Here is an 18,809-nt window from a genome sequence, read left to right as displayed (position 1 = left end):
TAAATAATTCTGCTTGCCCCTGCAAAAAGAACATGGATGATCTCAGAAGGAACAGAGCTTGAAGCACACAGCTCGCTCACCCGCTTCATATATCTGAGGAGGTGTTTATTATGAGCAAATACGACCCATTGTGGAACTACATAAAAGAAAACGGCACAGATAAGTTTAAGCTGGGTTTTACCGAGATCGAGGATATCATCGGTCAGCCAATAGACCACTCTTTTCTTAAATTCAAAAGCGAGCTGCTCCAATACGGCTATAAGGTCGGGAAGATATCAATGAAAGAGCACACGGTCAAGTTTGAAAGAGCTGAAAGTGATAAATGACCTGTATAGGACATACAAAGCATTATAGGAGAAAAAGCTATGGATAATACTCGGAATAAAATAACAATAACCATCATGGCAATGATAACAGTGCTGATCTTCTTTTCAATTCAGGGGACTGCTGTATTTATTTTCCGCTTAACGGGCGCGGCGGCAAGACTGATCCCCGCACTGGTACTATGGGTGCTTGCGGCAGCTGCATTTGTATTCTTTAAGATAATAAAAATGCCATTGTCGGAGGTGGGTTTCAGAACACCGATAAAAGGCGCATTAAAAAAGCTGTATTATCTGATACCCTTGGCAGTTATCGGAGCATCGGGACTTATCGGCGGAATTGATCTGTCACAGGGAATTGGTTATATATTTGCCTGTCTTTTTTATGTGCTGGCGATAGCGGTATCGGAGGAAATATATTTCAGAGGGATCATCTGCAATATATGGAAAAACGGAGGCTATAAAAAAGCTGTTATAATTTCTGCCGCATTGTTTGGGGCGTGTCATGTACTTCAGGCAATGGCAAATCCCGACCTGCTCCGGACCATACTTGCGATATGCTTCGCTTTTTTCTATGGCATTGCATTTGCACAGATCTTTTTACTCACAAAAAGCATACTGCCCGGAATGATGATCCACGCATTTCACGATTTCTGCTCGTTTATCGGAAATTCCGTCGGAAGCGAGATGGACCTTGTTTTAGGCATCTTCCAGACAATTGTTATCCTTATATTTATTTGTTTAATTCATTTCAGCATTTCGGAAACGGGAGTGCAGAAAGATGAAAAAACCGAGAGCCGAAATGCGAGCTGAGAAAATATTGCCGAAATCACATACAAGCTGCGCTTCGGGAAACCGGAATTCTCACGAAAGGATCGTTATAACTATGAAAAAAATATATTTGTACGGAATGATAATTGCTTCAAACAGCTTTCGCTTAAAGGAATTTCCGGAGCCTGACAGGTATTCGGAAATTGAGGAGAGCTGCCGTTTCCCCGGCGGAGAAACAGGTACCTGTGCCACGGTGCTTTCATCGCTTGGAGCAAATGTAATACTTGACGGCACATATATCGGCAGGAACAGCGCACAGCTGATAAAGGATTTTTATAAAAACAAATCGGTCAATTGCGATCTGCTTCACTTTGACGACAGCTTTGAAGGGCTCGAGGACTATGTTATTATTACGGGCGATGCACGCACTCCTATGGGTACTTTCGGGCATTTCTTCTCTTCTGCATTCAGCGGCGGAATAAAGCGCTGGAACAAGCCCGATGAAAAAGCTGTCAGTGAATGTGATTGTGCTGCAATAGATCCGTTTTTCGGTGAGGATTCCGACCTTGCAGCAGAATACTGCATAAGACATGGCAAGCCTTATGTTACAATAGACTGCAAATACGACAGCTTTCTGCACAGAAATTCGGCTGTATCGGTAATATCGGGAGAAGGACTTAATAACGACTACCCTGATATGACCCGTGAAGAAATATTCCCATTATTTCAGGAAAACGGAAATGGACTTACTATCATTACAAACGGCGGAAAAGAGTTCCTTTACGGCAGAAAGGGCGGCGAGCTTAAAACCTTCCAACCGTTCAGGGTCGATGTGAAAAGCACACTCGGAGCAGGCGATACCTTCAAGGCAGGCTGTACTTACGCTCTTTCAATGGGAATGAATGACAATGAACTTGTGAGATTTGCAAGTGCCTGTGCCGCCGTTGCTGTTTCAAGATACCCGTCGCAGCTATATCCGCCTGCTGTTTCGGAGGTCGAGAGACTGATAAAAAGCAGATAAATATGTAAAATAAAACAGGCGCACGGTGAATATTTTCAACTTAGGAAGTTTTAGCGAGGACAAAAATATTGATGTGATTTTAAAACCGATCTGTTCGGTTGCAAAAATAAATATGATATGATATAATTTTATAAACGATAATATTATGCTAAGCTGACTGTGTTTTTCAGGAAATGTCTGTGAGGTGGCATAGGGTATGGAATACATAACCGAAGTTTTCAAGCTTGATAAAAAGTTCCCATTTACCGTTTTTAAGGGCAAGGGCTTCTCTGCCGAAGCCGTAAAAAGCGGAAAAGTGTATATGCACAATCACTACTGCCTTGAAATAAATCTTGCTCTTTCATCGGGCGGAACATATTACATCGGAGACAGCTCATACCCTATAAATCAAAGCGATATTTTTGTTATCAACAATTATGAATACCATTATGCCGCCAATTTTTCGGACGATATGGAGCTTATGGTCATCATTTTTGACCCAGAGCTTGTGTGGCAGAACGAGGAGATGGACTACCTCTATATCAAAGCGTTTTACGAGTGGAAGGACGGCTTCAAGCACAGACTTTCGGGAGATGCCGTTTCATCGGATATTTCCGATATCATCTTTGAGATGGAGCGTGAGTGGAACGAGAAAGCCACAGGATATCAGCTTGTAATTAAATCGCTGCTTTTAAAGCTGCTTGCCCTGCTGTACAGACGCTTTGAGGAAACAAGCAAATATTCCGAAAAGATAATGCGTTTTCAGAATGAATATATCCGCATTATTGACGCTATAAATTACATTGACAAAAATTTCAAGGAAACCATTGCTCTTAAAGAACTTGCGGAAATGGTCCATATGAATCAGAATTATTTTTCCACCTATTTCAAAAATGTTATGAACTGCTCGGTGTCAAAATATATCATACGCAGGCGGCTCAAACACGCCTGCCTGCTGCTTGCAACTACGGAGGACAGTATCATAGAGATCGCCGCCGCTTCGGGATTTGAGAATGTTCCTTACTTTAACCGTACATTTAAAAAGCATATTGGAATGACTCCGGGCGAATACAGAAATTCTGCCAACACATAACAAAAGCTGCCTGCTCGCAATGAACAGGCAGCTTTTGTATTATTCGTTTATTCTGTAATAGCAGTAAAGTATCCATGCGTGAGGATGCGCACAGTAGACGGGAATATTTGCATAAGTAAGCGACTGATCAGGCAGTCCCTCCTCGGGAATAAGGGACGATTCGATATTATCCGCAGCAGACCAATATGATGACCAGTACTGCGGAAACTCCTCCGATAAATGCTGCAGCGTCATATTTTTAAGAAGTCTGTCCGCTTCTTCCTTGTCAAACTGCGATACTCCGATTATAACAGGACCGTTCAGCGCATACCAGAATCCGCCGTTTTCACGGGAGCCCTTGTCGAAGTTCTCGTCTTCAAATTCGGGTGCTTCCTGCTCTCTTGCTCCGAGCTTTTCACCACTGTAAACACGCTTTTTCATTTCCTCATAAAGCAGGCGCTTTCTCTCCTCGGAAAGCTCGTTTATCTGCAATGTAAAGCCCTGGGGTTCAAGGAACATATTGTCATCGCCGTAAGGCTTGTTATTGAAATACATCCTTCTCGGAAAGCTTCTCTCGCCCATATCAGCAAGATATGCCCGGAGAATATTATCCAGGTAATAAGTCATACTCTCGCAAAGCCTGTCAAGCTGTCCCGAGTATTTTGCGGCTTCTTTAAGCTCAGGTATCAGGGTCTGGAAAATGCTTATCGCCATTGCCGAATTCATATGGGATTCGCCTGTCAGGAAGATGTTATTGTACGGCACCTTTTCGATATAGTAAACAGCGTCGTTCCAGTCGGAATTGAGGAGCTTCACAAGTCCATGTGCGCCCGTGCCTATGGTATCACGAAGGAAAATGAAGCATTTTTCCGTAAGCTCAGCGGCAGTCATTTCCGTCTGATTTTTCGCAGGATAGGGCTGAATCTTTTCGCTCATAAATGCATAGTCTTTCGTCACCCGAAGATACTCGGACAAAAGCAGGAAGAAATAAAGCTGCTGATCGCTGGTGAAATAACGCTCATTTTCCGCATAACCGTTGCCCGATTCAATAAGACGTATCTCACCGAAAGGCGTGGTGCGCTTGAGCATATATCTCAAAACGCTTTTTGCAAGCTTGGGATTATAATAAACAAGGGGAAGTGCGTGCTGGAAGTTATCACGGGCACTTGCGTGACAGCCCCAGTCATAATCGTAAATAGTGCCCTGGGGTATCTTGGTTTCGTTGTAATATTCGCTGTAAGTAGCCATTGATTCAAGGTTATAAACGTGCCATCTAAGCTCTCTGCGGAGCGCCTCGTCCTTTTCATCAGAAAAATCGGGAATAATTTTCAGCCAGTCATCGGCAAATGCACAGACAGGCTCGGACACGATTTTTCCTGCGGAAAGCTCTGCGCAGAAATTATCCTGCATTGATGCGCCGTACTCAAAGGAATAACCGATTATAATGCGAATAGTCTTTTCTTCATCGGGTGCAAGAGAATAGGATATTTCTGCCTTTATACCGCTGATGTCGCCCGAAAATACCGTATTTTCGGACAGCGATTTCATAAATAAAATCGGCGGAAATGCGTCGTGCTTGGACATTGACTCTCTGTCGGGAACGAGCATCGGGTCGTCGCTGTGTGCTGTAATAATGACCCTTGCGGAGTTATCCGAAGCATTCTCGGAATACTCGTTTGAAAATTTTACAGGCAGCCATTCCTTTGGCGCAGTCTGGAACTGTATCCCTTCAAAATTTGCACCCACATACTCGCTGTATGTGCAGTTCACGTTTTTGCCGCTTTTGTTTTTTACCGTAACAGTAAGCAGAAATGCGGAAGCGCCGTTATCAATTTCTGTTGAGGGCTTTACGGAGAGATTTCTGTTCACCGATACTCCGTCAATTTCATAGGAATAATTTGCAAAGCCGCAGCCGAAAATTCTCCTGCATTTTTCGGTATCAGCCGCAAGAGAATCCATACCAGTAAGGGCATATTTTTCCCCGTCAACGGTAATTTCCGATAAATTCACACCGCTGTTGCGCTTTTTTCCCTGATTAACTCTTGCCCACGAACGCTGTCCGCTAATCAGCTCATATTCACCGCTGATATGGGTAAACAGCGTAAAGCGGTAGTTGCCCAGAAGGAACCACGGGTCCTCGGGAAGCTTTACGTCTGTGCCGTTTTCAAGCTTTGCAGAGTAAGGGATAGTTCCCGTGTATTCAAAACAGGGCAAGCCCGTTTTATCACTGCTCCAATGACCGATATTACTCATTTTTCCGACCTCCGTATCATTTCAATTTCATTTTCAGCCTGTGTTTTATTATGAAATACAATTCCGTGTATGCCAAGCTCTTTCCATACGGGACTATAAAAAGGTTGCTTTTTCAAGACGCTGTACTGTTTCTTCATCATATCCCTTGTTAAGAAAAAACTCGTGATAATTTGATTTTGCCAGAACATCGCCTATGTCAAGAATAATGTTTTTTATCATTTTAACCTCCGATTTTTACCGTAAGTCCCAGCTCTGCTCCCTTTTTATTATACGGCGTGAGAGTGTCGGGGTCAAGACTTTCACGAATATGATAAGGATATTCCCGCCCAAGCTGTTCGTATTTTGATATCCCGAGAGTGTGATAAGGCAGCAGATGAAGCTCCTTAACTCTATGCGTTGCGGCATATTTCATAATTTCCGACACCTCATTATCGTTAAACTCGGGAATAACGGGGACTCTCACAATGACCTTTTCGGGTGCGTTTTTGCAGAGATATTCAAAGGCACTAAGCACCGTTTCAATAAGTCCGCCCGTATATTCCCCGAACTTTTTGCTGTCAAGAGTTTTTATATCAAACAGGAACAGATCCGCATATTCAAGGGCAATTTTCACATTTGAAACAGGCAGATATCCGCAGGTCTCAACAGCAATACTTATATGCTCGCTTTTGCATTTACGAAGAAACGGCAGCATTTTTTCTATCTGCAAAAGTGCCTCTCCGCCCGAGATCGTAACTCCTCCGCCGCTTGTTTCGTAATAATCCTTATCCCGTAAAACTATGTCAAAAAGCTCATCATTTGATATCCTCTGCCCCGATATTTTTATCGCACCGCAGGGACATTTTTCCCCGCAGCTTCCGCAGGAAATGCATCTGCTTCTGTCAATAACAGATTTTCCGTCTGCAATGTAAGCGGCATTTTTTACGCATACCTCGGTACATTTTCCGCAGCCCACACATTTCTTTGAAAAAAACATTATATGCTTTCCAACAGTTTGCGATTCGGGATTTGCACACCATCTGCAACTCAGCGGACAGCCCTGAAAAAACACCGTTGTGCGTATCCCGGGACCATCATGTATTGCAAAGCGTTCTATCTCAAAAATATCAAGCTCGCTCATTTTAAAGAGTTCCTCTCGTCATACAAAGTACGGCTCAGAATTTCACGCTGGACTGTGGGGTCAAGATTTACAAACACCGCCGAATATCCCGCTACTCTAACTATCAGATCGGGATATTTTTCAGGTTTCACAACAGCATCCTCCAGAACTCCGCTGTCCACCACAGTGACCATCAGATGACAGCCGCCCTTTTTGAAATAGGTCTTGAAAAGTGCTTCGATAATGCTGCGATTTTTCTTAAACATTCCTGCGGAAAATTTTATATTCTGCACCGAGCCTGCGTGATATTTCGCATCAAATCTGCAAAGGGAATTGAGCATTGCGGTGGGACCGTTTTTGTCTGCGCCGCCCTGAGGATTGTTTGCGGGATTCATATACATTCCCGAAAGCCTTCCGTCGGGGCTTGCGCCGGTTTTTATTCCCCATTCGGTATTCAGCGAATTGTTGCTGATAACGATAAGGAAATACTGCATACCCTTTTCTATTCCCTGGTTTCTGATACCCTTGGAAACGAACTCATACAGGTCATTCGCCATTCCGTCAGCGGTGTCAAGATCGTTGCCGTATTTGTCGCAGTCAAGGCACATTTTTCTGATATCCTCATATCCCTCAAAATTCGCCTTTACAGCTGCACAAAGCTCTGTAAGTGTGACCTTTTTATCCTCGAAAACAAGCTTCTTTATGGCATAAAGGGAATCGGAGCTGTTGATATTTCCGTAAGTCTCGCAGGTGCCGCCGAGATATTTCACACCGCCATCAAGGAGAGCTTTTCCCCTCTCAATGCAGTCGTCCATGAGAATACTTGTAAACAGGAATTTTACCTGCTCGTTCATTATTTCGTATGAGCTGTACTGAGCGTCCGCCGACAGGTCCATATAATAATCGAGCAGTTCCTTGTAACCCTCGTAAAATTCCTCAAAGGTCTTTATTTCGCTCATTTTCCGAGGTGTGATATCCCCTGTTTTATTCTGTCCGTCAACGGGGTCGATACCGTCATTCATATAGATAGTCAGCAGCTTCAAAAGATTTATACAGATATTCGGCGTGCCCGTACTCTGACCCCACAGAACAAATTCGGTACAGCCAAAGGGCACATATCTTTTTGCAGTCTCTTCATCGACTCTCATGCCGTAGGAAACGGCAGGAACATTTACCTCGTCATTGTAAAGTGTGGGATATGTGGCTCCTGCGCCGATTGCATCAAGCGCCGCCTGCCATGTTTCCTCAGTGGTGTCCTTATCAATGCGGAGGGTGAACTGCGGCTCAACATAGCGACAGTCCTTGCAGACTTTAAGCGCAATACGCATGAAAATATCGGCTTCCTTGGGGTGCTGTCTGCCCTTGCCGCCCACGACAATTCTTCCGTTTACGGTGGTGCGGCGGTTTTCTATCATTGTCCAGAGCGAGCGGATATAGTCGTATGCTTCTTCCTCGGTAATTCTGCCGCTTTCTAAGTCTGCCGCAAGATATGGACCGAGGAAATCGTCAAGCCTGCCGTAATTTATAACGCCCGCAAGCAGCGCATAAAGCCAGAAAAGCTGTAATGCTTCGTGAAAGGTTTCGGGCTTGGCGGTGCGGATTTTTCCCAGAACATCTGCCATACGGCGAAGCTCTTTTCTGCGCTTTTCATTGCCATCGGGAAGCTCTGCAAGCTGCTTTTCAGCCTGCTCACGAAGATAATCGGCGCTTGCTGTACAGATATCAAGACATTCAAGGCTCGTTATGTAAAATTCGTTTTCGGGGTCTGACGCCATTTTGTCGGAGATTATTTTTTTCAGTCCCGAAATACCATTGTCAAGCAGCTTGGGGTAATCCAGCATCATTCCCGACAATCTCGCCGTTGCGATAAGGGGATAATTTACGTCGATAAATCTTCCCACAGTAGTTTCGGTAAGCGTTCTGCGGCAGTATTCCGTTTTCAGGTCGTTGTCAAGCCAGTATTTGTACAGTGCTTCAACACGTTCGTGATATTCAGTTCCAAGCTCGTCAATTTCCTTTTGAAAGGCTCTGAGCTTTGCAAAAACACAGTAGTGACCCACGCCGCCTACGGAAGTCACCGTTCCGAAGCCGATAGGGAGAAAATCCAGTCTGCCTGCAATAAGGTCGCTGTCCTCGATGGAGCGGAACATCTGGGGATATATCACTTTAAGGCACTCCACCTCACGCCTTTCCTTTGAAGCGGACGCATATTTTTTGTGTGTTTCGGTGTACTCCTCCATAATTTCAAGCTGACGGACAAGAGGCTTTTCGCACTTTATTTTCTTGCTTACCTCAACATTCTGACCGCCCTCAACATCGAATTTTACCATAAAAGCACCTCCGTTAATGCTTAGCCTTTTCGGCGATTCTCCAATCGTCCTGCAAGCCCGAAATAAGGTCTACAAATCTTTTTGCAATAAGATGTGGACGTGTTATGGCGCTTCCCACAACTACCGCATCTGCGCCTAAATAAAGGCATTTCACTGCGCCCTCGGGAGTGTAGATGTGACCCTCCATTATCATAAACGCCTTATCTCCGAAATCACGGCACATTCTTGCAAATTCTCTCAGGTCGGGGGAAGTGATGTGCTTTGTTTCCTCGGTATAGCCGTAAAGTGTGGGACCTACAATATCTGCTCCCATTTCAACAGCCCTTGCCGCTTCCTCATAATTTGAAACATCGGCAAAGATAAGCGCATCGGGTATCTCCTTTTTAACAATGGGCAGAAGCTCATATGCGGGACGTCCCTCGTGAGTGAGCTGTGCTGTGCAGTCAAGAGCGATTATTTCCGCTCCCGCTTCCCATACCTGCTTTGCGGCTTCAAGGGTTGGTGTAATGAAAACGTCGGTATCATCGTGCCATATCTTGTAAAGTCCTATCATAGGCAGATCAACATTTTCTTTGATAAGCTTAATCTGCTCGGGAGAATTGGCTCTTATGCCGACCGCTCCTGCCCACTGTGCGGACTGCGCCATTTTAAGCACAAAGTCCTCCGAATAACAGGGGTCATCGTGCTGCACCTGACAGGATACGATAAGTCCTCCTTTGAGCATATTGAGTATTTCGTTTTTTGCAAATTTTTTCATGGTACATTACTCCTCTTCATAAACTTTCATTATCACTTCGAAAATATTTTAAATGTAAGCTTTTTTATATTCTAATACCTCATTATGCCCTGCACAGCATTGCTGCGCCGATTATCCCTGCGTCATTCCCGAGCCTTGCGGTAACAATTTCGGGAATGTCTATCTGCTCTGCGGAAAATGTGCAGTCGAATAACTTTTTCTTTAGTGGGCTAATAAGATAATCACCCTCTGCGCTTACTCCGCCGCCGATTATTATTGCCTGGGGACGAAACAGCGCAATTGCCGAAGACAAGCCTGCCGCAAGATAATCAATATATTTTTCTATAACCGCTTCCGCTGTTATATCGCCTGCCTTTGCTGCGTCAAAGGGTATTTTTGCATTCATTTTTGACATATCGCCGCCGCACATTTCGTTCATTGCGCTTTCGGGATTTTGATTTGCTGCATTTCTCGCCTGATTTATCAGCGCAGTAGCCGAAGCATATGCTTCAAAACAGCCCTTCTGTCCGCAGGTGCAGGGAAGTCCGTCATAAACCAGCTTTGTATGACCGATCTCTGCGCCCATATCGTCGCAGCCGTTAAATATCCGCTTGTTCATAATAATTCCGCTGCCCACTCCCGTGCCGAGGGTCACCATTACTGCGTTTTCATACCGGGCAGCAGCGCCGCATATCGCTTCCCCAAGCGCCGCACAGGCGGCATCGTTCTGAATAAAAACGGGCATATCGAAATACTTTTTCAGCTCGTCATAAAGGGGAACATTCTGCCAGTTAAGGTTGTTTGCATTCACAAGAAGATTTGTACGGGGATTGATACAGCTGGGGGTTCCAAGTCCCACAGCGGCTATGTCACTTAGCTCCAAGCCTGCGATCTCCACCGCTTTTTTCGCTGTTTCGGCAATGTCCCTCACAAGTCCCTCAAAGGGCTGAGCCGCATTGGTTTTTGCGGAATATTTTGCGGTAATACTGCCGGTTTCATCGGTAATTCCTGCGGCGATATTTGTGCCGCCCAGGTCTATTCCCAAATAATGCTTCATATCAACACCTCTTTGCGTTTGTTTTTTTACTGTCTATATTATATCACCTCCAAATGTCCGCTGTCTTTATCCTTATTAAGACACTCTTGCACTATTTTCAGATTTTGCAGAAAATTATAAAACGGGAAGCGCAGAAAAATACACTTCCCGTTTGTTTGATTATAGATTTTCACCGTTATTTTCAATTACATTTTTATACCAGTATCCCGAATCCTTTACAATGCGTTTCTGAGTGGGATAATCTGTATATATCAGTCCGAAACGCTCGCTGTAACCTTTTGCCCATTCAAAGTTATCCATAAGCGACCACTGGAAATATCCCGCTATATCCGCACCGTCCTCCGCCGATTTTTTCAGCTCAAGGAGATAGCGGTTAAGATAATCAATGCGGTTGGGGTCGTGGACCTTTCCGTCAAGGGAGATACGGTCATGGGCGGACATACCGTTCTCGGTAATATAAATAGGCAGTTTGTATCTGTCATAATAGAATTTCGTTCCCCAATAAAGCGTTTCGGGAATTATATCCCAGCCAATAGCGGTACGGGGGTGACCGGGGCTACAGCGAAGCCTTTCCGCAAAGCCGTCCTTATTGGTTTTTACATAAGAACCTGTGTAGATATTCAGTCCTATAAAATCAATGGGTTCGGAAATGAGCTGCATATCTTTCTCTGTTATTTTCGGGAAATCATCACCATAAGCATTAAGCACATCATCGGGATATTTTCCGAATACTACAGCGTCATGCCAGAAGGCTTCGGAAAATATGAAATGTCCCTTTCCGCTGCTGAAAAATGCGTTTCTTGCAGCATCAACATCATTATCCGACACAGGGACAAGCGGGCTTGAGGCTGAGGTAAAACCGATCATTACATCGGAAACAATTCTTCTGAGCACTCTAACAGCTTTTCCGTGAGCCTTTAAAATATTATGGCATATGCGCAGAAGCTCCTTGTCCGCAAGCTTGTACCCCGGAGCGTGACAGCCTTCAAAATATCCGCAGCCTGTGAAAACCTGCGGCTCGTTAAAAGTGATGAAATTCTTTACTCTGTCTCCGAAGTTTTCTGCAACTATTGTTGTGTACTGCTCAAAATAATCGGTAATATCATCGTTCAGCCAGCCGCCTTTAAGATGAAGCGCATAGGGCAAATCCCAGTGATACAGCGTAACATACGGTTCTATTCCGTATTTCAGAAGCTCGTTTATAAGGTCATTGTAAAAGTCGATGCCCTTCTTATTTACCGCACCCGTACCGTCGGGAAGTATTCTGCTCCACGAGATCGAAAAGCGGTATGCCTTTATTCCAAGCTCCGCCATAAGTCTTACATCTTCTTTGTAGCGGTGATAGTGGTCGCAGGCAATATCGCCCGTGCTGTTGTCGGAGATTTTTCCCTCGGTATGAGTAAATTCGTCCCAGATATTTCTGCCCTTGCCGTCCTCGTCAAATGCGCCTTCGATCTGATAGGCGGCAGTTGCGGCTCCCCACACAAAGTCTTTCCTGAAGCTCATATCAAATTATTCCTTTCTGTAATAGATTTTTAAAGCCGCCCTGTGAAATTCACCGAACGGCTTTAAATTGGAAAAAAATGAAAAATTTAAGAAAACCACTTAATTATTTTTTCTCGTCCGCAATATGCTTACGGTATTCGGACGGGGTCATATTCATCCTCGTTTTGAACTGCCGCATAAAGTGCAGCTCGCATTTGTATCCGCACATCTGGGCTATCTGAGTGATAGGCAGATCCGTTGTGGAAAGCAGATACTTTGAATGCTCAATGCGGCTTTGAATAACATCGTTCATAACGCTGATGCCGAAAATTTCTTTGTATAAATGCTGGAAATAGGATTTGCTCATTGTAAGCTGATGGGCAAGCCCCTCAATGTTCCAGTCGTGATAGGGCATATTGTAAATTCGTGAGCGAAGTATGGACATCTTATCATAATATGAGCTTGAACTTTCATTGCCCACAGAATGTATCTTCTCGCTGAGCTTGATGAAAAACAGCTTCATATACAGCTCAACCGAATCTGTCTTATACAGATTGGACGAGTAGTTTTCATAGCACATATTCTTGATGATAAGGGACAATCCGTTTAAGTCTCCGATTTGCATGACCTTGTCGAAGGGAATATCCAGAGCCTCAAAAAAGCTCATTTCATCACCCGTTATGCCGAAATGGAACCAGTCGTTTGAAAACTGTGCGCCGTAAGCCCTGTAAAACTGAGGCGTGCCTTCACGATAGAGCATAAATGAATTTGGCTCAGTTACAATGTCCTCACCGTTCAGTGTGAAAATTGCGGGGGTTTTCAGAAGCAGCATAAGATAATCTCCCGAGCCTGTGGGTCGCTGTATCTGAAAATCGGCGTCATGGCAATGGTTATAACCGATATTATTGATATGCAATTTTCACACCTCCCGATATACTATGTATTTATTATATAATATTTTTCCTCACAAATCAACCCAAAGTTTTGAGAGTTTCATTCATAGCGTCAATGTTTGTCTGCACGGCATCATTAAGAGATTCACGAGTTGAATACCAGTCTGTACCGTTATAGCTTGAATCCTTTACGCTGTTGAAAAGCATATCGGTCACATCGGTATTTACAGCGACATAGAAGTCAACTACGGGGTGAGCATTTGTAAGCTCGGTGATATATCTGTCCATTTCTATCATATCATCGTTCCATTTATACTCGTTGCGGAGCTGTTCCTCGTTTATAGACTGAACGCTTTCATCATTTACCTGTACCTGGAGGCACTTGATGTATGCTGCAACAGCTTCGGGATTTTTTGAACCCTTGCAGAGTGCGTATGCGTCAACGCCGCCGTGAGCGGTAAGATACCACGCATCTGCATTTTCATCACGAGGAGTGGGAACGAACATTATCTCGTCCGACTCGCCGTATGCGGAAAGGTCAGGCTCAAGAAGTCCCCATCTTCCGATAGGATAGAAAAGTGTTTTGCCCTCGCCTACCCACTCAGGCTTGACAGTCCAGTCATATTCCGCATAGGGATACATTATACCCGCATTTTTCATTTCAAGGAACAGATTCTGAACACGCTCAAGCTCGGGGCTCATAAGGTTATTTACAAGCGTTCCGTCCTCCATTCCGATAACGGGAACGCCGGTGGAAAGTATCATGCCGGGTTCATACCACCAGCCGCCTACGGCATATTTTTTCTCTTCGGGATCGGAGAAAGCAAAACACATATCCTTGAACGCATCCCATGTCCACTCATTGTTGTAAGCAAGCTCGGCAGGATCGTCAAGACCGTTTTCATCGATAATACGCTTGTTGTAGATCATGACCATACCTGTGCTTGTGGAGGTGCAGGCAATGTAGTGTTTTCCGCCTACAGCGTGCATTTCATTTATCTGACTTGCACCCTCTGACCACTCGTCCGACTTAAAATCAAGATAATCGTCCATAGGGTCGAACATTCCGGCGGAAATTTCGTATCGGGCTACAACTGGGAGGACGGCACGGGAGATAAGTCAAAGCGTCCTAAAAAAATGGAGCTTGCGTGGCAGTCTGTTGAAACGAACGAGGTGGGCATAGACGAATTTCAGGAATGGGCAAAGCGTGCGGGCAGCGAAATAATGATGGCTGTAAATCTCGGAACAAGAGGACCAGATGAAGCGAGAAATCTTGTTGAATACTGCAACAGCGAAACGGATACATATTATGCGGATATGCGCCGAAAAAACGGCTTTGAAAAGCCCTTCGGAATAAAGCTGTGGTGTCTCGGAAATGAAATGGACGGTCCCTGGCAGATATGCAGCAAAACGCCCTATGAATACGGACGGATCGCCTGTGAAACTGCAAAGCTGATGAAATGGACAGACCCGTCCATCGAACTTGTAGCCTGCGGAAGCGCACATATAAATATGCCCACCTTTATGGAATGGGAGAGAACCGTTCTCAGAGAATGTTACGAGCATATCGACTATATCTCCCTGCACAATTATTACGGAAACCCAAGCAATGATACCGCCGCTTATCTTGCATCATCAATTGAAATGGACAAATTCATCAAGCAGGTGGCTGCGATATGCGACGAGGTCAAGCGTGAGAAAAAGTCGGACAAAACCGTTAACCTTTCCTTTGACGAGTGGAATATCTGGTTCCACAGCAATGAGCAGGATAAAGAGATACCCAAGTGGCAGGTGGCTCCTCCTCTCCTTGAAGATGTATATAACCTTGAGGACGCAGTAGTTCTCGGAAGCCTGATGATAACCCTTCTCAACAACAGCGACAGAGTAAAAATTGCCTGCCTTGCGCAGCTTGTAAATGTCATTGCCCCCATTATGACCGAAACGGGCGGCAGAACGTGGGCGCAGACTATTTACTATCCCTTTATGTACACCTCACGTCACGGAAGAGGAACGGCGGTAAGGACATTCTGTGAGTGCGGCAGCTATGATGCGGGAAATATGAAAAATATTCCCTATATCGACTCCGCAGCCGTTATATCGGAGGGCGAAAATGAGCTTGCCCTATTTGTTGTAAACCGTTCTCTTGACAGTGAATGTGAACTCAATATCAATATGCCGGGTGAAAGTCATTATCGTCCTTATCAGCACATTGCTCTTGAGGGCGGAGACCTTAAAGCAATAAATACTGCCGATGAGCCGGAAAATGTAATTCCCGTTGTCAAGGATATCGGAGGAAAAATTACTCTTGCGCCCCATTCCTGGAATATGATAATTCTGAAAAAAACTTTTTAAGGAGGAATTCAGATGAAAAAATTTGAAGGATATATGCGTGGAATAAATCTGGGCGGCTGGCTTTCACAGTGCGCAGAGTATTCCGAAAAGCATTACAGCAGCTTTATTACCGAAAGCGATATAAAAACAATATCCGAATGGGGGCTTGACCACGTCCGTCTGCCCATTGACTACAATGTAATCGAGGACGAGGACGGTCTGCCGCTGGGTAATGGATATAAGCACATAGACGACTGTGTGGAGTGGTGCGAAAAATACGGGCTGAACCTTATCCTCGACCTGCACAAAACTAAGGGATTTTCCTTTAACAACAATCCCGAGGACAATGTTATGTTTGACAGTCCCGAGCTGCAGGAAAGATTTACTTCTCTCTGGATAAATATTGCCTCACGCTACGGAAAGAGAAGCAATATCGCTTTTGAGCTTCTGAATGAAATAGTTGAAAAGGACAGCAGCAGATGGAACGCTCTTGTTTCAAAAACCATTTCCGAAATACGGACCTTTGCTCCCGACACAAAAATAATCATCGGCGGCATTCAGTGGAACAGCGTTCACACGCTGGCACTTCTTGATATCCCCGAGGATAAAAATATCGTGTATAATTTCCATTTCTATGAGCCGTTTATTTTCACTCATCAGCTTGCACCCTGGCAGCCTCTGCTTGTGGATAAAACTATAAGATATCCGGGAAATATGGAGGAATACCGCAAGGTTTCAAAGGAAATAAGCTGCTTTGGTTCGGGGCTTTATAACACCGAAACAATGGGCGCAGGATTTATGGAAAAACTCATTGCCGAAGCTGTTGAAGCTGCGGCAAATGCGAATGTTCCTCTTTACTGCGGCGAATACGGTGTTATCGACCGTGCCGAAATAAGCGACACTGCTATATGGTTTGAGGATATTCACAGCGTTTTTGAAAAATATGACATTGCAAGAGCCGCATGGACTTACAAAGGCATTGACTTCGGCATAAGCGGCGAACACTATTCGCAGCAGATAAGCAGAATAATACAGTCTCTTTGAAAGGAAAATATATATGGAAAAGATAGTTGCATTTTTTACAGCAGCTTTTATGGCAATTTCAATGACCGCCTGTGCAAGTAAACCTGAGCCTGCTGAGGAAGCTACTCGTCCGGTGGAAGAAACGCAGGAAAAAATTCGTCCGGTGGGAGAAATGCGAGGTTTATCCTCCACAGAGCTTATCGCTGAAATGGGAGCAGGCTGGAATCTTGGCAACACCTTTGACGCAGAGGGCGGAGAAACCGCCTGGGGCAATCCCGTAACAACACAGGCAATGATAGACGTGGTTTAAGTCATTGAATTAAAAACAAAAAGGCAATATAATATAGACACAAGATCATAATTTTAACGGAGGCTTTGTTATGAAAAAAGGAAAAATCATTCCCGCATTTTTTCAAGCTTTTTATGCCTTTCAGAGATATGCATAAAGACAATCAATAAGGCTTAATCGTTATGTATACAAAGCCGACAGATGAAATGATCACAGTTTATGAAAGCTCCCTTGCAAGGCTTGCCGCCTTGAAAGGGAGCTTGACAACGAATGGGCTTATTCTAGCTGAGGATTTGTCTATAGGTTGATTGAGAATTAGTATTAAATGAGGTTTTATGTTAATCGCTTATCTCGCCATTTTTGAGCCTTGCAAAGTAATCCTTGGTGTCTTTTGCCACAACGCCGCTTAATGCAAAGAGAGCGATTATGTTGGGGAACGCCATAAGACCGTTGAAGATATCCGCAATAGTCCATACGGCGGAAACAGTCATATAAGGACCGATGAAAACTGCCGCAATGTAAAGGATCCGGTATATCATTACCGCCGCCTTGCTTTTGCCGCTGAGATACTCAAGGCAGCGCTCGCCGTAGTAATTCCAGCCGAGAATGGTGGTGAATGCGAAAAATACAAGGCATATCATAAGGATAAAGGAAGCCGCCTGAGATGGGAGAAAGCTGAGTCCCTTCCGGAATGCGTCTGTAGTGACCTGAACGCCCTGGAGGTTCGGGTCCGCCCAGGAGCCCATCATTACAATGGAAAGACCTGTCATTGTGCAGATAACGATGGTGTCGATAAATGTGCCTGTCATTGAGATAAGACCCTGTCTCACAGGCTCCTTTGTCTTTGCCGCAGCCGCCGCAATGGGAGCGGAGCCGAGACCCGACTCGTTGGAGAAAATTCCTCTTGCAACGCCGCTTCTCATAGATATCATCATTGAAGCCAGCATTCCTCCTGCAATGGGCTTTATTCCGAAAGCGCCCCGGATTATTTCTGCCAGTGCTGCGGGTATTTTTGTGATATTGCAGATAAGGAGCGTTACGACAGCCAGAATGTAAAGTATCGCCATAAAGGGAACTATTACCTGTGAAACGCTGCTTATGCGCTTTATTCCGCCGATGATGACAAGTCCTGCGCACAGTGCGATGATAACGCCCGAGATAACGGTAACAATAGAGTATGTATTTCCGAATACAGTTACGGTATTTTCACAGTTGGGGTCAAAAAATCCCGTTACCGCCGAGGAAATTCCGTTTACCTGGGAGAAGGTGCCTATTCCCATAAGACCTACGCAGGCACCGAAAAATGCGAATACCTTGGCGAGCCATTTCCATTTTTTGCCCATACCGTTTTCGATGTAGTAGAAGGGACCTCCGAGAACGTGACCTTCCTCATCGATGGTACGGTATTTGACAGCAAGAAAGCCCTCGGCAAATTTTGTTGCCATTCCGAAAAATGCTGCTATCCACATCCAGAAAAGGGCGCCCGGACCGCCTGCAAGGATCCCTACCGCCGTTGCCACGCCTACGATATTTCCCGTTCCGATGGTGGCGGAAAGAGCTGTGCAGAGAGACGCAAAGCCCGATACCTCGCCGTGAGCCTCGCCCTCTTCCTCTTTAAAAAGATATCTGAGCGCTCTGGGCAGGTGGCGGACCTGGATAAACCCTGTTCTAATGGAGAGCAGGAGACCTGCGGCAAGGATAAGGACGATAAGAGGAACGCCCCACACCGCATCATCAATTTTGCCGAGCAGCTTGTCAAAATCCATAAAATCAGCTCCGTATAATAAAAATTATATTTCTATTTTACCATATCCTGAGCAAAAAGTGATTAAATATTTATAAATATTTGCGGGTAACAGCGGGGAACGGGCGGGTAACAGCGGGGGACGCCCCGCGGCGAGGTCGCGCTGTGCATTTGTACGGAACTGCTGCTTTGTTTCCGCGCCGATAGGTACAGCAACTGCTCAATAAACCTTGGAATATATTTGTCAGTAATTGTATCGTTACCGAGCCGACAGTCTGATGTCCGAATAAATCACAGAACGTCTCGCCGCGGGTCGACACCCGCAAACCTGGAATATGTTTGTCAGTATATTTGTATCGTTACCGAGCCGACAGTCTGATGTCCGAATAAATCACAGAACGTCTCG

At 44.9% G+C, this 18,809-nt stretch carries 17 protein-coding genes; 7 read left to right on the top strand and 10 right to left on the bottom strand.

The annotated features are described in order from the left end of the window. Positions 1-110: 110 nt before the first annotated feature. The 4 genes from ACI4J0_RS12665 to ACI4J0_RS12650 all read left to right on the top strand — a co-directional run bounded on the left by ACI4J0_RS12665 (position 111) and on the right by ACI4J0_RS12650 (position 3,184). Positions 111-326: a hypothetical protein gene (locus tag ACI4J0_RS12665; RefSeq protein WP_439766180.1), complete on the top strand. Its 216-nt coding sequence runs from the start codon at positions 111-113 to the stop codon at positions 324-326. Positions 327-365: 39 nt separating this feature from the next. After that, entirely contained in the window at positions 366-1,133 is a 768-nt protein-coding gene (locus ACI4J0_RS12660) for a CPBP family intramembrane glutamic endopeptidase (protein WP_439766179.1), read from the top strand. Positions 1,134-1,206: 73 nt separating this feature from the next. Next, a complete protein-coding gene (locus tag ACI4J0_RS12655) occupies positions 1,207-2,112 on the top strand; it encodes a PfkB family carbohydrate kinase (RefSeq protein ID WP_439766178.1) in 906 nt (301 codons plus the stop codon). 196 nt (positions 2,113-2,308) lie between these two features. Further along, positions 2,309-3,184 (top strand): AraC family transcriptional regulator, encoded by an 876-nt coding sequence (locus ACI4J0_RS12650; RefSeq protein ID WP_439766177.1) that lies wholly within the window; start codon positions 2,309-2,311, stop codon positions 3,182-3,184. Between the two features lie 39 nt (positions 3,185-3,223). Here ACI4J0_RS12650 and ACI4J0_RS12645 read toward each other — a convergent pair whose 3' ends face one another. The 9 genes from ACI4J0_RS12645 to ACI4J0_RS12605 form a co-directional block, all read right to left on the bottom strand. Continuing rightward, a complete protein-coding gene (locus ACI4J0_RS12645) occupies positions 3,224-5,416 on the bottom strand; it encodes a GH36-type glycosyl hydrolase domain-containing protein (RefSeq protein ID WP_439766176.1) in 2,193 nt (730 codons plus the stop codon). A 93-nt stretch (positions 5,417-5,509) separates the two neighbouring features. Beyond that, a complete protein-coding gene (locus ACI4J0_RS12640; RefSeq protein ID WP_439766175.1) occupies positions 5,510-5,635 on the bottom strand; it encodes a hypothetical protein in 126 nt (41 codons plus the stop codon). 1 nt (position 5,636) lies between these two features. Next, positions 5,637-6,536, bottom strand: a complete 900-nt coding sequence (locus ACI4J0_RS12635) for a glycyl-radical enzyme activating protein (protein ID WP_439766174.1) — start codon at positions 6,534-6,536, stop codon at positions 5,637-5,639. After that, positions 6,533-8,845, bottom strand: coding sequence for a pyruvate formate lyase family protein (locus ACI4J0_RS12630; RefSeq protein WP_439766173.1), 2,313 nt, complete (start codon positions 8,843-8,845; stop codon positions 6,533-6,535). The genes ACI4J0_RS12635 and ACI4J0_RS12630 overlap by 4 nt, the downstream gene beginning before the upstream one ends. A gap of 13 nt (positions 8,846-8,858) precedes the next feature. Further along, positions 8,859-9,602: an N-acetylmannosamine-6-phosphate 2-epimerase gene (locus ACI4J0_RS12625; RefSeq protein ID WP_439766172.1), complete on the bottom strand. Its 744-nt coding sequence runs from the start codon at positions 9,600-9,602 to the stop codon at positions 8,859-8,861. Positions 9,603-9,684: 82 nt separating this feature from the next. Continuing rightward, positions 9,685-10,638 carry an ROK family protein gene (locus tag ACI4J0_RS12620; protein ID WP_439766171.1) on the bottom strand — a complete coding sequence of 318 codons (954 nt, stop codon included), beginning with the start codon at positions 10,636-10,638 and terminating at the stop codon, positions 9,685-9,687. 159 nt (positions 10,639-10,797) lie between these two features. Beyond that, positions 10,798-12,144: a GH1 family beta-glucosidase gene (locus tag ACI4J0_RS12615; RefSeq protein WP_439766170.1), complete on the bottom strand. Its 1,347-nt coding sequence runs from the start codon at positions 12,142-12,144 to the stop codon at positions 10,798-10,800. Positions 12,145-12,247: 103 nt separating this feature from the next. Next, complete coding sequence (locus ACI4J0_RS12610; protein WP_439766169.1) at positions 12,248-13,039, bottom strand: helix-turn-helix transcriptional regulator; 792 nt, start codon at positions 13,037-13,039, stop codon at positions 12,248-12,250. A 55-nt stretch (positions 13,040-13,094) separates the two neighbouring features. Continuing rightward, positions 13,095-14,081, bottom strand: coding sequence for an extracellular solute-binding protein (locus ACI4J0_RS12605; protein WP_439766168.1), 987 nt, complete (start codon positions 14,079-14,081; stop codon positions 13,095-13,097). 72 nt (positions 14,082-14,153) lie between these two features. Between ACI4J0_RS12605 and ACI4J0_RS12600 the strand changes: the two genes are divergently transcribed. From ACI4J0_RS12600 to ACI4J0_RS12590, 3 genes are read left to right on the top strand one after another with little or no spacing between them, the layout of a single operon-like run. Then, positions 14,154-15,368, top strand: a complete 1,215-nt coding sequence (locus ACI4J0_RS12600) for an alpha-N-arabinofuranosidase (protein ID WP_439766167.1) — start codon at positions 14,154-14,156, stop codon at positions 15,366-15,368. A 12-nt stretch (positions 15,369-15,380) separates the two neighbouring features. After that, positions 15,381-16,391 carry a glycoside hydrolase family 5 protein gene (locus ACI4J0_RS12595; RefSeq protein ID WP_439766166.1) on the top strand — a complete coding sequence of 337 codons (1,011 nt, stop codon included), beginning with the start codon at positions 15,381-15,383 and terminating at the stop codon, positions 16,389-16,391. A gap of 13 nt (positions 16,392-16,404) precedes the next feature. Next, a complete protein-coding gene (locus ACI4J0_RS12590) occupies positions 16,405-16,680 on the top strand; it encodes a hypothetical protein (protein ID WP_439766165.1) in 276 nt (91 codons plus the stop codon). A 317-nt stretch (positions 16,681-16,997) separates the two neighbouring features. Here ACI4J0_RS12590 and ACI4J0_RS12585 read toward each other — a convergent pair whose 3' ends face one another. Further along, a complete protein-coding gene (locus tag ACI4J0_RS12585; RefSeq protein WP_439766164.1) occupies positions 16,998-18,425 on the bottom strand; it encodes an alanine/glycine:cation symporter family protein in 1,428 nt (475 codons plus the stop codon). Positions 18,426-18,809: the final 384 nt, after the last annotated feature.

It is taken from the genome of Huintestinicola sp. (assembly GCF_051882455.1).
In the GTDB taxonomy this organism is placed as follows: domain Bacteria; phylum Bacillota; class Clostridia; order Oscillospirales; family Ruminococcaceae; genus Huintestinicola.
Note: the sequence above shows the minus strand (reverse complement) of the source record. Positions and strands in the feature narration are given on the sequence as shown.